Annotated in this window: 11 protein-coding genes; 4 read left to right on the top strand and 7 right to left on the bottom strand. The window is 73.0% G+C overall.

Going from position 1 to position 13,015, the window contains the following annotated elements; all coding sequences use genetic code 11:
* The first annotated feature begins 227 nt into the window (after nucleotides 1-227).
* The gene (locus AOQ37_RS25155) at nucleotides 228-1,034 is read left to right on the top strand and encodes an SGNH/GDSL hydrolase family protein (protein WP_062647099.1); all 807 of its coding nucleotides are present in this window, start codon (nucleotides 228-230) and stop codon (nucleotides 1,032-1,034) included.
* A 4-nt stretch (nucleotides 1,035-1,038) separates the two neighbouring features.
* Here AOQ37_RS25155 and AOQ37_RS25150 read toward each other — a convergent pair whose 3' ends face one another.
* The 4 genes from AOQ37_RS25150 to AOQ37_RS25135 form a co-directional block, all read right to left on the bottom strand.
* Nucleotides 1,039-2,661, bottom strand: coding sequence for a serine/threonine-protein kinase (locus AOQ37_RS25150; protein WP_062647097.1), 1,623 nt, complete (start codon nucleotides 2,659-2,661; stop codon nucleotides 1,039-1,041).
* Nucleotides 2,662-2,721: 60 nt separating this feature from the next.
* Nucleotides 2,722-4,428, bottom strand: coding sequence for a sulfite exporter TauE/SafE family protein (locus AOQ37_RS25145; RefSeq protein ID WP_062647095.1), 1,707 nt, complete (start codon nucleotides 4,426-4,428; stop codon nucleotides 2,722-2,724).
* A complete protein-coding gene (locus tag AOQ37_RS25140; RefSeq protein ID WP_062647093.1) occupies nucleotides 4,425-6,110 on the bottom strand; it encodes a tetratricopeptide repeat protein in 1,686 nt (561 codons plus the stop codon). Before AOQ37_RS25140 ends, AOQ37_RS25145 begins: the two co-directional genes overlap by 4 nt.
* Nucleotides 6,111-6,286: 176 nt before the next feature.
* On the bottom strand, nucleotides 6,287-7,795 hold the full coding sequence (locus AOQ37_RS25135; protein WP_199825077.1) for a DUF4331 domain-containing protein: 1,509 nt from the start codon (nucleotides 7,793-7,795) through the stop codon (nucleotides 6,287-6,289).
* 210 nt (nucleotides 7,796-8,005) lie between these two features.
* Here AOQ37_RS25135 and AOQ37_RS25130 point away from each other — a divergent pair, with 210 nt between their 5' ends.
* The 3 genes from AOQ37_RS25130 (at nucleotide 8,006) to AOQ37_RS25120 (ending at nucleotide 9,771) form a co-directional block, all read left to right on the top strand.
* The gene (locus AOQ37_RS25130) at nucleotides 8,006-8,548 is read left to right on the top strand and encodes a sigma-70 family RNA polymerase sigma factor (RefSeq protein ID WP_062647091.1); all 543 of its coding nucleotides are present in this window, start codon (nucleotides 8,006-8,008) and stop codon (nucleotides 8,546-8,548) included.
* Nucleotides 8,545-9,363: an anti-sigma factor gene (locus tag AOQ37_RS25125; protein WP_062647089.1), complete on the top strand. Its 819-nt coding sequence runs from the start codon at nucleotides 8,545-8,547 to the stop codon at nucleotides 9,361-9,363. The genes AOQ37_RS25130 and AOQ37_RS25125 overlap by 4 nt, the downstream gene beginning before the upstream one ends.
* Nucleotides 9,364-9,489: 126 nt before the next feature.
* Nucleotides 9,490-9,771 (top strand): hypothetical protein, encoded by a 282-nt coding sequence (locus tag AOQ37_RS25120; RefSeq protein WP_062647087.1) that lies wholly within the window; start codon nucleotides 9,490-9,492, stop codon nucleotides 9,769-9,771.
* A 35-nt stretch (nucleotides 9,772-9,806) separates the two neighbouring features.
* On the opposite strand, the gene AOQ37_RS25115 is transcribed toward AOQ37_RS25120, so the two are convergent.
* The 3 genes from AOQ37_RS25115 to AOQ37_RS25105 are packed head-to-tail and all read right to left on the bottom strand — an operon-like array spanning nucleotide 9,807 to nucleotide 12,945.
* Complete coding sequence (locus AOQ37_RS25115; protein ID WP_062647086.1) at nucleotides 9,807-11,015, bottom strand: CaiB/BaiF CoA transferase family protein; 1,209 nt, start codon at nucleotides 11,013-11,015, stop codon at nucleotides 9,807-9,809.
* A gap of 9 nt (nucleotides 11,016-11,024) precedes the next feature.
* Nucleotides 11,025-12,170 (bottom strand): type ISP restriction/modification enzyme, encoded by a 1,146-nt coding sequence (locus AOQ37_RS25110; protein WP_062647084.1) that lies wholly within the window; start codon nucleotides 12,168-12,170, stop codon nucleotides 11,025-11,027.
* A gap of 25 nt (nucleotides 12,171-12,195) precedes the next feature.
* The gene (locus tag AOQ37_RS25105; RefSeq protein ID WP_062647082.1) at nucleotides 12,196-12,945 is read right to left on the bottom strand and encodes a GntR family transcriptional regulator; all 750 of its coding nucleotides are present in this window, start codon (nucleotides 12,943-12,945) and stop codon (nucleotides 12,196-12,198) included.
* Between the last annotated feature and the right edge of the window lie 70 nt (nucleotides 12,946-13,015).

Genomic DNA, 13,015 nt, shown 5'->3' with positions numbered 1-13,015 from the left:
GAACGTCGCGTTCCGTTCGCGGCCGAGGTAAAGCCTCGGCCGTCCACGGGGGTGGAACAAGGGAGTTGTGGGGTTGTCAACAACCTTGACATGACCACGCAACATCAGCCCCACAAAGGGGGGTGGAAGATCCCGTCAGGAACCAGAAAGTCTTGGCATGGACACTTCCCGTCAACACGCGTAGTTGCTACGAACGTTGTGGCAGAGATCCTGCTAAGGGAGGTTCCATGAGACGTTCCCGACTTGTCGTATTCGTCAGCTCAGTCCTCCTCGCCCTCGGCACCGCCCTCACCGGGGCGGCCTCGGCGCAGGGCGCCCAACTCGCCGCCACCGGCGGCTATGTGGCGCTGGGGGACTCCTACTCCTCCGGTGTCGGCGCGGGCAGCTACATCAGCTCGAGCGGCAACTGCAAGCGCAGCACCAAGGCGTACCCGTACCTCTGGAACGCCGCCCACGCCCCGTCGTCGTTCACCTTCGCGGCTTGTTCCGGCGCGCGAACGGATGAAGTTCTGGCGGGTCAGCTCGGCGGCCTGAACTCCTCGACCGGTCTGGTGTCCATCACCGTCGGAGGCAACGACGCGGGCTTCGCCGACGTCATGACGACCTGCGTCACCGGCTCCGACAGCACCTGTCTGTCCCGCATCAACACGGCCAGGGCCTACGTCGACTCGACGCTCCCCGGCAGGCTCGACACCGTCTACTCCGCGATCCGCGCCAAGGCGCCCAACGCGCGTGTCGTCGTCATCGGCTACCCCCGTTTCTACAAGCTCGGCACGGTCTGCCTGGGCCTGTCCGAGACCAAACGCTCCGCCATCAACAACGCCGCCGACTACCTCGACGCCGCGACCGCCCGGCGCGCCGCCGCCCACGGCTTCGTCTTCGGCGACGTCCGCACCCCGTTCACCGGCCACGAGATCTGCTCCGGCAGCTCCTGGCTGCACAGCCTCAACTGGCTGAACATCGGCGAGTCGTACCACCCGACCGCGTCCGGCCAGTCGGGTGGCTACCTGCCGGTCCTGAACAGCGCCGCCTGATCCGTCACTCCGAGGCAGAAGGTGAGGGGGAGGCCCCGTCCGTCGGGGTCTCCGTCTCGCAGGTGACCGAGAACGGCACCGGGTCGGACGTCGTCCGCACCGGATCCCGGACCTCGACGGAGATCGAGTTCTGGTACGTCCCGCTCTCGGCGTACGTCGACACGATCACCTTGTCCCGCTGCGACTTCCCGCCGCCCGAGGGGAACTCGAGCGTCTTCCAGGTCTGCCCGGAGAGCTCACCGTCCTTCGACACCCAGCGGTACGACACCGTCGCCGGCAGCCGCCCCACCGTGATCGTCGCGGTGAAGGCGGGCGCGCCGGCGTCCGGCGGCGGACAGCTGCCCGAGTACTCCGTGTGCGAGCCCGCGACGGTGACCGAGACGGTCTGCGCCGGGGCCTTCGCACTCTCGCTCTCGCTCGGGCTCGGACCGGGCGACTCGCCGGTGTCCTCGCTCTGCTCCGGCTGCGTCGCGGGCGAACTCACCACATCCGGAGCGCTGTTGGTGACCCCGCCACCGGCGGCGTCGTCGTCGCCGTCGTCGCGGTTCAGCAGCCCGTACGTCAGCCCGGCGACGGCCAGCGCCAGCACCACCACACCGGTCACGAGCACCACCCCGGCCCGCCGGCTCCGCTCCGGCTCCGCCGAACGGCCCGTCGTCGCCGGCGCGGCCTGCCAGGACCGGGCCGGGGTCGAGGCCGTCGGCTCCTGGCGGAACGGCTCGGCCGGCGTCGAGACCGTCGGCGGATACGGCGCGAACGGCGCCGGTGGCGTCGGGCGCGGCGTGTCACCGCGCGGGGCACCGCCCGCGGCGACGAGCCGCAGATCGTGCTCGGCGCGGTCGGCCGGCAGCCGCTCGGCCGGGTCCTTGCGCAGCAGGCCCTCGATCACGGGCGCGAGCGGCCCGGCCCGGTACGGCGGCGGCAGCTCCTCGTCCACGATCGCGCGCAGGGTGCTCAGCGGAGTGTCGTGGCGGAAGGGGGAGTTGCCCTCCACCGCCGCGTACAGCAGCACGCCCAGCGACCACAGGTCCGACTCGGGCCCCGGCGTGCGCCCCAGCGCCCGCTCCGGCGCGAGGAACTCGGGGGAGCCGATGACCTCGCCGGTCATCGTCAGCGCGGAGGTGCCCTCGACGGTCGCGATGCCGAAGTCGGTGAGCACGACCCGGCCGTCGTTCGACATCAGCACGTTCGCCGGCTTCACGTCCCGGTGCAGCACACCGGCCTCGTGCGCGGCCCGCAGCGCGGACAGCACCTCGGCGCCGATGTACGCGGCCCGCGCCGGTTCGAGCGGACCCTCGGCGTCCAGCAGTTCGGCGAGGGAGATCCCGTGCACGATCTCCATGACGACCCACGGCCGCCCGTCCTGCGTGGCGACGTCGTACACCGTGACCACGTTCCGGTTCGCGACCCGGGCCGCGGCCCAGGCCTCGCGCTCCAGCCGCGCGTACATCCGCTCGACGTCCGAGGCCGCCAGTCCGTGCGGCGCACGCACCTCCTTGACGGCGACCTCGCGGTGCAGCACCTCGTCACGGGCCCGCCACACCGTGCCCATGCCGCCCTCGCCCAGCGGGGTCAGCAGCCGGTAGCGGCCCGCGATCAGACGTTCACTGCCCGGTTCTTCGGACACCGCGCCCCCATTTCGCTCTTCGTATCCGGGCGAAAACCTCCGCAACCCCACAAACGTAGCTCAGCCCAGTACGGATGCGGCCCCCTTGAACACCAGTCCGGCGCCGAGGACGACGACCAGGAACGCGGACCACAGGGGCAGGTTGCGGCGGGCCAGCGTCACCACCGGACGGGTCGTCCAGCGCGGCCGCCGGTCCAGCAGGCGGGTCGCGCCCGCGCCCAGCCGGACGACGGCGAAGCCGGCGGCGGTCAGGGTCAGCGCGAGCCCGACGCCGTACGCGACGACGAGCAGCAGCCCGAACCAGGCGTGTCCGAGCGCCGCCGCGCCGACCAGCACGACCACGGCGGACGGACTGGGGACCATGCCGCCGGCGAAGCCGAGCAGCAGGGTGCCGCGCAGCGTGGGGGCGACGGCGTGGGTGTGGGTGTGCCCGCCGTGGGTGTGCGTGTGGGCGCCGGCGTGCTCGTGACCGTGCTCGTGATCCCGACCGTGCTCGTGATCCTGACGGTCCTCGTGCTCGTGATCGCGGTGGCCGTCGTGGTCGTGAAGGTGCCCGTGGTCGTGCCCGTGGTCGTGCCCCGGGTCGTGATGGGCATGGGTGTGCGGGGTGGGGGCGCCGACGAGGGCGAGTTGACGGCCGGGCGATTTCGCCGGTGGGTGCGGGTGCGGATGCCCGCCGTGGGGGTGCGGGTGGGGGTGGGGATGTGCGTGGGGATCGCCGGGACCCCGGCCGCGCCAGGCCCGGCGGACGAGGGTCGCGCCCGCGAACAGCACCAGCGCGCCGCTCGCCAGGCCCAGCCAGGCGATCACCGCAGGCGCCGCGGCCGATCCGGCGGTGACGAGCAGCCCGAGGGCGACGACGCCCAGGGTGTGCGTGACGGTGACCGAGGCGGCCAGGGGAAGGACGTCCTTCATCCGGGCCCGGCCGCCGCGTGCCGCGGCCGTCGCGGCCATGATGGTCTTGCCGTGGCCCGGCGCGACCGCGTGCAGCGCGCCGAGCCCGACGGCGATCACCAGGGCCAGCGCGGCGAAGCCGACGGTGAGGTCCTGCCGGGCGACCAGATCGTCCAGGGCCCGCGTCCAGCGGTCGGCGCCGCGCGGCAGCACGGACGCGGCCGGCGCGTCCCGGTCCGTCTCGACGAGGGCCGGGCCACCGGGCCGCACCCGCACCGACGCGGTCGAGGTGTCCGCGGGTGAGGAGAGCAACTCCTGCGGATAGGCGGTCAGTTCCGACGAGACCGACGTCGCCGGCACATCGGAGTCGGCCAGGGTCATCCGGTCTCCGCGCGCGGTGATCTCGCGCCAGCCGGGCCCGGAGGATGCGCCCTCGCTGTGGAAGGTGAGGGAGAGGCCGTCCGCGCCGGACCCGGTGGGCAGCGGCGCCGTCAGCGCGCACTTCACGCGCAACGTGTCGAGGCCCGCCTGACCGGGCCGTACGACCGCCTCGGCGGCGCCGGCCGCGAGGGGGACGGCCCGGCCGTCCACGGTCAGGCGGCTGCCGGTCGCGGCCGCCGCGCAGCGCTGCCGCGCCCACCCGGTCATCCCGAGCCGTTCGATGTCCGGCTTCGCCTGGGTCGCCGGGATCTCGGCGAGGTCCTCCACGTGGTCGACCCGGAGCTGTCCGGGGGCGGCGACGAGACCGTCGTAGCGGTTGACGGTGAAGTTGCCGAGGGGGTGCGCGCTCGCGTCGGCGGAAGGGACCAGCGCGAGCGCGCAGCCGGCCGTGAACACGGCCGCGCAGGAGGCCAGCAGACGACGGGAGATCACTTGCTCGCCTCCAGGGTCTCGAGAGCCCTACGGGCCTCGCGGGCACCCGGCGGGGAGAAGCCGGGGTTCAGCTTCAGGGCGGCGGCGAGGTGGGTACGGGCGTCGGCGGGGTGGCCCGTGGCCCTCTCGATCACCCCGCGGTGGTAGAGGAAGGACGCGTTGCGGTAGCCGGTGGCGGTGGCCTGCCGGGCGTAGGGGAGGGCCTCGGCGTCCTTGCCGTTGACGTGCAGCGCCCAGGCGAGGGCGTCCGCCGTGTGCACGGTGTGCCGGCGGGACCAGTCGTCGCGGGCCGCGCGCAGGGCCGTCGCCCGGTCGCCGTGATCGGCGGCGGCGAGCGCGGTGTCGAGGTCGGCGTTGACGCCGTTGGCGCGGGCGATCGCCGTCCAGGCGTCCACCAGGGCGTACTGGTTCTCCGCCTTCGCCCTGTCGCCCTCGCCGCCCCGGGCCTCGTACAGCTCGCCGAGCTCCACCAGTGGTCCGGGCAGCGGAAAGCGGGCGACGATGAGCTCCAGCCCCTCGATGGCCTCGGCCTGTCGTCCGCTCGCGGCCTGGGCGCGTGCGCGGCCCTCCAGCGCGGGGAGGTAGTTCTCGTCGGCGGCGAGCGCGCGGGCGTAGTGGGTGAGCGCGGTCGTGTAGTCGCCCTGGTTCCAGGCCAGTTGGCCGAGCTGGGCGGCGACGTAGGCGATGTCGCCGGGTGAGGTCGACGCGGCGAGCGCCCGCTCAAGGACCCGGCGAGCGGTGGTGACGTCGCCGCGCAGTTCGTGCACATAGGCGTAGCGGGTGAACACCGGCACGCCCGGCCGCCGTTCGTCGGCCGTCCGGGCCGCCTCCTCGGCGTCGGCGTAGCGGCCGAGTTCGACGAGGGCGTCGATACGGGAGCAGAGGGCGCGCTCGTTGTAGGGGTTGAGCCGCAGCGCCTGGTCGGCCAGGTCCAGGGCGTTCGCGAAGTCGTGCCGGGCGGCGGCCAGGGCGGCCCGGCCGGCCAGCGCCTGGTCGTTGTCGGAGCGCAGCGAGAGGGAGCGCTTCAGGGCCTGCTCGGCCTGGGGGTAGCGGGAGGGGTCGCCCTTGGTGCGGGCCTGCTCGACATAGGCCAGTCCGAGGGTGGCCCAGCCGCCGAAGTCCCGCGGCTGCGCGCGGAGATGGGCCTGGAGCGCGGTGATGCTCGCGTCCAGGTCCCCACCGGCGAGCAGCCCCGGGGAGACCGCCGCCGCAGTGGACACGGGCACGTCCTGGCCGTCCCGCACCGCCCCGAGCGCGACCGCCCCGGCGGTGAGCGCCACGGCCAGCATGGCGGCGCAGGCGCCCAGCTGGACGCTCCGCCAGCGTCGGCCGGCGGCCCCCACCCGACGCACGGCGGCGACCCGCTCGTCCCCGACGACAAGACCGCCGCCCCCGTCCCGCTCCCCGACCCCTTCACCGACAGAGGACCCCCCGGCCCCGTCCTCCACCGCTCCGTCCCCGGTCACGGCGGTCGACCGACCGGACCCGGCCGCGGCCTCTGCCTCGGGTTTCGTCGGAGCGGGTGGCGGGGTGGGCTCAGGGGGCTCCGGTGGGGCCTGCGCGGCCGCGGGGGGCGCCCCGGGGTCGTCGGCCTCGGGGGTCGGGCGGTCCGGTTCCGGCACCGGTCGGACGGAGGCCGACTGCTGGGGCTCCGGTTCGCCGTCGTTCGTCCGCGGGGACATGCCCTCTCCTAGCTCGCCTGGGGTCGTTCGGCCTGCTCACGTGGGGTGGCGCGGCCCGCGCCGTGGGGGATGAGTACGCGGGCCGCGCCAGTCATGTGGGGTGGGCCGGGGAGCGCAGGATTCTCCCCGGCCCGTTCACGAGGAGGGCCCCCTGGGGCCGTCCTCAGGAGGAGGGCCTAGTAGGCCCGCCGCCGTCCGCGCCACCACATCAGGCCGCCGCCGATCAGCAGGATCCCGGCGGCGCCGGCGCCCGCGGAGGAGGCGATGAGGGTGGTGTTGCCGGTCGAGCCGGAGAGGGCGTCACCGAGCTGGCTGCGGGTGGCCGCCTCGGTCTTGGCGGTCGCGCCGCGCGAGCCCTCGGTGGGCAGGGCCACGTACGGGAAGTACTTCTCGAAGGACTTGTCGTTCTTGTCGACCGCGTCGCCCAGGTCGTTCTTGGAACCGACCAGCTCACCCTCGACGACCTGGAGCGAGGCGTCGATCACGTCGTCGGTGAGGCGGCGGCCGTTCGGGAAGCCCGCGTTGTCGCCGTCGAGGACACCGAGCCGCTTGGGGCTGGCGGTGGGCTTGATCGAGGTGTTGAGGCGCAGCTCCTCCGACGGCGTCACGTACGGGGGCTGGTTGAGGCCCTTGACGCCCTTCAGGAACACGTCGACGAGGTCGTTGCGCGGCTCGGCCGGCGCCTTGATCTTGTAGATCGCCTCTATGAGCTTCGGCAGCTCGGGGTTGGTGACGTTCTTCAGGAACTGGCCGTCGTCCTTGGGCTCGGACGCGTTGAACTTGTCCTTGTCCTTGATCGGGTTGACGACCTCGTTGACCAGCGGCATGCCGAGACGCGAGACCTGCGAGTAGTGGCCCTGGGCGTTCTCGCGCTGGGTGGTCGACCAGATGCCGACGATCGGCTGGTGCTTCGACTCGGTGATCATGTCGCTCGGGACCTGGAGCGCGATCGAGTTGACGTTGTAGCCCTTGAGCGTGTCGTTGCCGACCTCGGAGAGGTCACCGCCGTACAGCAGGTCGAAGACGCGCAGGTCCAGGAAGAACGGGTCGTCGGCCTGACCCGCGAAGGTCTTGGCGCCGTTGGGGAGCTTGTAGATCGCGTGGTCGCGCAGCTTGGCGTAGTCGGGCATCGAGGCCTTGCCCACGTTCGACGGCGCCACCGGCACATCGTCCGCGATCTTCGTCTCGTGCTGGACCTTGCCCTTCTTGGACTTGATCAGCTCGAGGTCGTACGTCTGCGTGATGTTCAGGTCGGCGTCGTCGAGGCTCTCGACGACTCCCGTGTTGTAGAGGAACGTCTTCTTGTTCTTCACATGCGTCTTGAAGGTGTAGCGGAAGGTCAGATCCTCCTTCGCGTCACCGTTGTTGTCGATGTGCAGGTCGTACTGGGCGTCCTCGGCGAACGGGAAGAAGTTGGGACCGCCGGCCGGCTCCTCGAAGGGGATCCAGTTGGCGACGATCGTCGTCGTGTCCGCGTGGTCGGGGCTCACGAAGGCGTACACGTCGGTGTTGTCGTACTGCGGGGTACCCGAGATGAGGGGGGCCTCACGGTGGCTGGAGGCGTGGGCCGCCCCCGGCACCAGCGTGGCCACGCCGGCGGCTGCGAGCCCCCCGGCGGCCAACGCACCGCAGACGAGGGTCGCGACGCTCCTGCGTCCGTTGCCGCTCATGGAGAAAGCTGTCATGCCGTCCGTCCTCTGTGCCAAGTTGCCTGACGGACAGTGATACGGAGCGGGGGGCGGGTTCGGATTGGTCGGATCCCAAAAACTTTTTCTTTCCTGCTCACCCGCGTTTTCGGCGCTTCGATACGTACCCCCCATCCGGAGGTGTGTTCGTTGCGAATGCCTGGTGTGACGGGGCGGCCCGGGTGTGGCGGCCGCAGGGAGGGGGACCGCATGGAGGCGGACGAGCTCATGGTGCTCGTGGCGGGGGGCGACCAGCGCGCATTCGAACAGCTCTACGGACTGGTGTCGGGGCCCGTGTTCGGGCTCGTGCGCCGGGTCGTGCGGGATCCCGCACAGTCGGAGGAGGTCGCCCAGGAGGTGCTCCTGGAGACCTGGCGCTCGGCCGGCCGCTTCGACCCGAGCCGGGGCAGCGCCCTCTCCTGGATCCTCACCCTCGCGCACCGCCGCGCCGTCGACCGGGTGCGCAGCGCCCGCGCGGCCGTCGACCGCGAGCAGCGTGAGGCCTCGCGGTACCACGACCCCGCCTTCGACCAGGTCGCCGAGGAGGTCGAGGCGGGTCTGGAACGCCAGTTGGTCCGCCGCTGCCTCGACCGGCTGACGGCGCTCCAGCGTCAGTCCGTCACCCTCGCCTACTACGACGGCTACACGTACCGTGAGGTGGCCGACCGTCTGTCTCTGCCGCTGGGCACGGTGAAGACCCGTATGCGTGACGGACTCACGCGGCTGCGCGACTGCCTGGGAGGTGCCGCATGAGTGTGCTCGGCCTGTTCCGCCGCGAGGACCTGCACTCGCTGGCCGCCCCCTACGCCCTGGACGCCCTCGAACCCGACGAGCGGCGCCGCTTCGAGAAGCATCTGACGGGCTGTGACCGCTGCGCGGCCGAGGTGCGGGCACTGGCCGAGGACGCCGTCCGGCTGGCCTGGTCCCAGGCCGCGGAGCCACCGGCCCACCTGCGCAGCCGGGTCCTCGCGGCCGTGCAGAGGACTCCGCAGGAGTCCTCCCGCGCGCCGGGCAGGGAGTACGCCCCCCAACTGCCCCCGCACGTCTGGGGCACGCAGTCGCCGCCGGGACGCTCCCGTGCGCCCCGCGCGCGCCGCCCGTTGTTCGTGCCGTTCGCCACGGCCACCGCCGCGGCGGCTCTCGTCGTCGCCTCGCTCTTCGCCGTCCAGGCCGGTCGAGCCCAGGACGAACTGAACGCCGAGCGCGACCGGGCGCGTGAGATCGCCCACGTTCTGGCAGCTCCCGACGCGCGGGCGAGCACCGGGAAGGACGCGCAGGGCCGCAGTATCGGAGTGGTCGCCTCCGCCGCGGAGGGACAGGCGGTCGTCACCCTCAGCGGATACGGGAAGCTGCCCACCGGACAGGTGCATCAGCTGTGGCTCATGCGCCCCGACGCGCAACCACGCTCCCTCGGGCTCTTCGACCCCGACACGCCCTTGGTCGCGACCGGTCTCGACAAGGTCGCGACATCACTCGCTGTGACCGTCGAGCCCGACGGAGGATCACCACAGCCCACTACGCAGCCAGTTGTCCAACTCACCCTGAAATCGGTTGGATTCGGAGAGTAATCAGGAAGGAGTCGTCAACCCCCTTACGGGGAAGGTGAATCCTGTGAGCTCGATACATGTGTGCCTCGACGGGGCGATAGGGTTACCCTGCCCGGGCCGGGTGGACTCGTACGGGTGGGGAGTGACATGGAACAGATAACGATGCACAGCAGGGCGCGGGTTCCTGCGATCACCTGCGGGAGCAGTGCGACCAGTTCGCGCCTCGACCGCCATCTCTCGGTGCTGGCGGGCCCCGCCATACCGCAGCGCGAGACGCTCGAGGCGACCTCGCTCATGCGGGAGCTGACCGCGCGTGAGCCCGCGCGTGGCCACGGCCCCAAGACGACGAGGGCACGGGTGAGCCGTGTCTCGCTCTTCGCGCCGCTGCGCCGACTGCGGCGTTCGCTGTTCGGAGGCCACAAGCACTGACCGGCCGGCGCGTCCTCACGTACTGAGTCCCGCGCTCAGGCGGCCACACCGTCCCGGCGCAGCGCTGCGATCTCCTCGTCCGTCATCCCCACGGCACGCAGCAGCGCTCCGGTGTGCTCCCCGAGCGCGGGCACGTCTCCCATCAGTGCCTCCGCCCCGCCCGGCAGCGTGATCGGAGGCAGCAGCGCACGCAGCGGCCCGACCGGCGTCCCCACCTCCCGCCACCGCTCCCGGGCCGCCAGCTGCGGATGCTCCGCCAGTTCGCGCAGATCCCTCAGGCGCGCGCACGCGATGCCCGCTCCCTCCAGCCGGGCGAGCGCCTCGTCGGTGTCCAGGACGCCCAGGGCCGCGGCCACCAGCGCGTCCGTGCGTTCCCGGTTCGCCACCCTCGCCGCGTTCGTCGCGTAGGCCGGATCGGTCCCCAGACCGGGCCGGCCCATGACGTGTTCGGCGAGCCGCCGCCACTCCCGGTCGTTCTGCACGGAGAGCAGCACCCGCCCGCCGTCGGCGGTGGGGTAGGCGTCGTAGGGCGCGATCACCGCGTGCGCGAGCCCGGTGCGGGCCGGGGCGGCGCCGCCGTGCATCGTGTGGTGCAGGGGATGTCCCATCCACTCCGCGAGCGCCTCCAGCATCGACACCTCCACCGGCCCGCCCCGCCCGGTCGTGCCGCGCCGTACCAGGGCCGCCAGCACACCCGAGAAGGCGTACATGGCCGCCGCGATGTCCGCCGCCGGGATCCCCGCCTTGACCGGCTGCTCGGGCGTCCCGGTCACCGACACCAGCCCCGCCTCGCACTGCACGAGCATGTCGTACGCCCGCTTGTCCGCGTACGGTCCGCTCGCCCCGTACCCGGAGATGTCGACGGCGATCAGCCGTGGATGCGCCGCGCACAGGGTGGCCGCGTCCAGCCCCAGCCGGGCCGCCGCGCCCTGCGCGAGGTTCTGCACGAACACGTCCGCGTCGGCGATCAGCCGGCGTACGACGTCGAGGCCGCGCGGGTCCTTGAGGTCCAGCGCGATGGACTCCTTGCCCCGGTTGCACCACACGAAGTGCGAGGCGAGGCCGGCGGCGGCGGTGTCGTAGCCGCGGGCGAAGTCGCCGCCGTCGATCCGCTCGACCTTGATCACGCGGGCGCCGAGATCGGCGAGCTGCCGGGTGGCGAACGGCGCCGCGACCGCCTGTTCGACGGCGACGACGGTGAGGCCCTCCAGGGGCGGGGGTGACGGCGGGGGGCTCTGGTCCATGGGGGGATGCTAGATCAGGGCGAACTGGCCCTCCGGGCCCTCCTCGTGGTGGTCGAGGACCGTGGCCGGGTGCCGGGCCTGATCCGGGACCGGCAGGACGCCCGCCGCGCGCAGTTCCTTCGCCGTGACCGTGTCCGGCACCGTCAACTCCTCCTGCCGTGCGCGCGTCTCCGCGAACAGGGCCGACACCGTGATCAGTTCGAGGAGTTCGGACGTCCAGGTCTGCGGCCAGGCCGTCGGGCGGATCGCGGCGAGGCCGCCCGGCCCGGGCTCCGCCGTGCGGGCCGCGAACCACTGCTCCAGGACGCGGACCCCGCCGGCCGTGAAGTCCCAGGCGGCCGGCGGGACCGGGGAGATCCGGCCGCCGTCGAGGTGCAGGGTCTCCTCGTCGCGGTCGTAGTGCAGGGTCAGGGGCAGGCTCGGCAGCGGGGCGCGGACGTAGGGGCGGCGGCCGCCGGGGAGCCGCGGGCGGTCGCCGTCGCGGCGGAGCAGCCACAGGGCGCGGCGGCCCAGTTCCACGCCCCGGGCCCAGAGTCCGGGGTCCCGGGTGAGCGGGACGGTGAGATCGGCGCGGACGGCGGTCAGGGTCCAGGCCAGGAAGTCCACCGGATCGGGGGAGTGGCCGAGGTGCTCCAGCAGGCCGGGCGCCAGGTTCGGTTCCGCGCCGCCGGGGCGCCGGTACAGCGGGCGGACCCGGCCGGGGCGCGCCAGCGGGATCAGGGAGGTCGCGAGCAGGGGCGGGCCCGGCGGGGACGGCGTCTCCACCACGAAGACCTGGTGCTCGTCCGCCACCCGCCACAGCTCCGGGCGGGCCGCGTCGATCAGCCGGTGGTCGGGGATGAGCCAGTGCTCGTCGAAGGGCGCGGTCAGCACCCGCACCGGCTCGGGGCAGGGACCCTCGGCGCGCACGAGCTTCTCCGTGCCGCCGAAGTGCCCGGGCAGCTGGCCGACCGCCGTGCGCAGGGTGCGGGAGCGGGTCGGTTCGAAGAGGGCCTCGCGGTGTGGGCCCTCGGCCTTCACCAGGGCGGCCCAGCGGGCTTTCAGGGAAGCCGGGTCGGGGTCCGTCGGCCACCCCCGGCCGAGCCGCGGCGGTGCGACGGACCACGGCATGAGGTCCGCCAGCGGCGGAGCGTCGTCGGGCGTCACGCTGGGCATCGTACGACGGGTCGCCCCTGGCCGGTCACGTCGCGTCGAGCGTGACCGTGAAGGAGAAACGGTCGCCCCGGTAGTGGATGACGGCGACGTCGAGGACCTGCCCGCCGGTGTCGTGGATGACGCCGGTGCAGCGCAGGATCGGGCTGAGCAGCGGGACCCTGAGCAGCCGGGCGGTCTCCGGGTCCGCCAGCCGGGCCTCGACGGTGTCCGTGATCCGGCCGATCTCCACGCCCGCGAGGTCGCGCAGCACCTTCGTCATGGGCCGGTGGACCAGGTCGTCGGGGCCGATCCGGGCGGCGAGTTCGGGGCGGACGTAGTTGCGGGCGTGGTTGGTCGGCTCACCCGTGTCCTCGTCGCTCCGCAGCCGGTGGTACGACGCCACCTCGGTCAGGTCCGGGAAGTACTCGGCGACCTCGGCGGGGACCGCCGTGCGGCCGTGGCCGAGGAGTTCGGTGGTCATGGCGGACTGCTGGGCCACGATCGCGTCGACCGAGCCGAGGAGGCGGACCGGGGCGCCCCGCCGCGCGCTCGGCACGATGAACGTGCCCCGCCGGCGGTGCCGGGTGATCAGCCCCTCCTCCTCCAGCTCCTTCAGCGCCTGTCGCATGGTCAGCACGCTCACCCCGAAGTGAACCGCCAACTGCTCCTCGGTGGGCAGCCGGAGCGGGTCCTGCGGGGAGCGGCCGAGTATCGAGGCGCGCAGCGACTGCGACACCTGGTACCACAGCGGCAGCTTGCGGGTGAGGACGATCGAGTCCGGGGCGAAGGCGGTCACGGGCCGTCCGTACCGATCGGCGCCGCTCGGTGCGACGTCCCGCCGGACCTCTCGTCGGACGTTCCGTCGG

It is taken from the genome of Streptomyces maremycinicus, from assembly GCF_001184025.1.
In the GTDB taxonomy this organism is placed as follows: Bacteria; Actinomycetota; Actinomycetes; order Streptomycetales; family Streptomycetaceae; genus Streptomyces; species Streptomyces maremycinicus.
Note: the sequence above shows the minus strand (reverse complement) of the source record. Positions and strands in the feature narration are given on the sequence as shown.

What these genes read in the sequence shown, in the direction of transcription:
- AOQ37_RS25155 (WP_062647099.1), top strand. Translation starts at nt 228, where the DNA reads ATGAGACGTTCCCGACTTGTCGTATTCGTCAGCTCAGTCCTCCTCGCC.
- AOQ37_RS25140 (WP_062647093.1), bottom strand. Translation starts at nt 6,110, where the DNA reads ATGTCCCCGCGGACGAACGACGGCGAACCGGAGCCCCAGCAGTCGGCC.
- AOQ37_RS25135 (WP_199825077.1), bottom strand. Translation starts at nt 7,795, where the DNA reads ATGACAGCTTTCTCCATGAGCGGCAACGGACGCAGGAGCGTCGCGACC.
- AOQ37_RS25130 (WP_062647091.1), top strand. Translation starts at nt 8,006, where the DNA reads ATGGAGGCGGACGAGCTCATGGTGCTCGTGGCGGGGGGCGACCAGCGC.
- AOQ37_RS25125 (WP_062647089.1), top strand. Translation starts at nt 8,545, where the DNA reads ATGAGTGTGCTCGGCCTGTTCCGCCGCGAGGACCTGCACTCGCTGGCC.
- AOQ37_RS25120 (WP_062647087.1), top strand. Translation starts at nt 9,490, where the DNA reads ATGGAACAGATAACGATGCACAGCAGGGCGCGGGTTCCTGCGATCACC.
- AOQ37_RS25115 (WP_062647086.1), bottom strand. Translation starts at nt 11,015, where the DNA reads ATGGACCAGAGCCCCCCGCCGTCACCCCCGCCCCTGGAGGGCCTCACC.
- AOQ37_RS25110 (WP_062647084.1), bottom strand. Translation starts at nt 12,170, where the DNA reads ATGCCCAGCGTGACGCCCGACGACGCTCCGCCGCTGGCGGACCTCATG.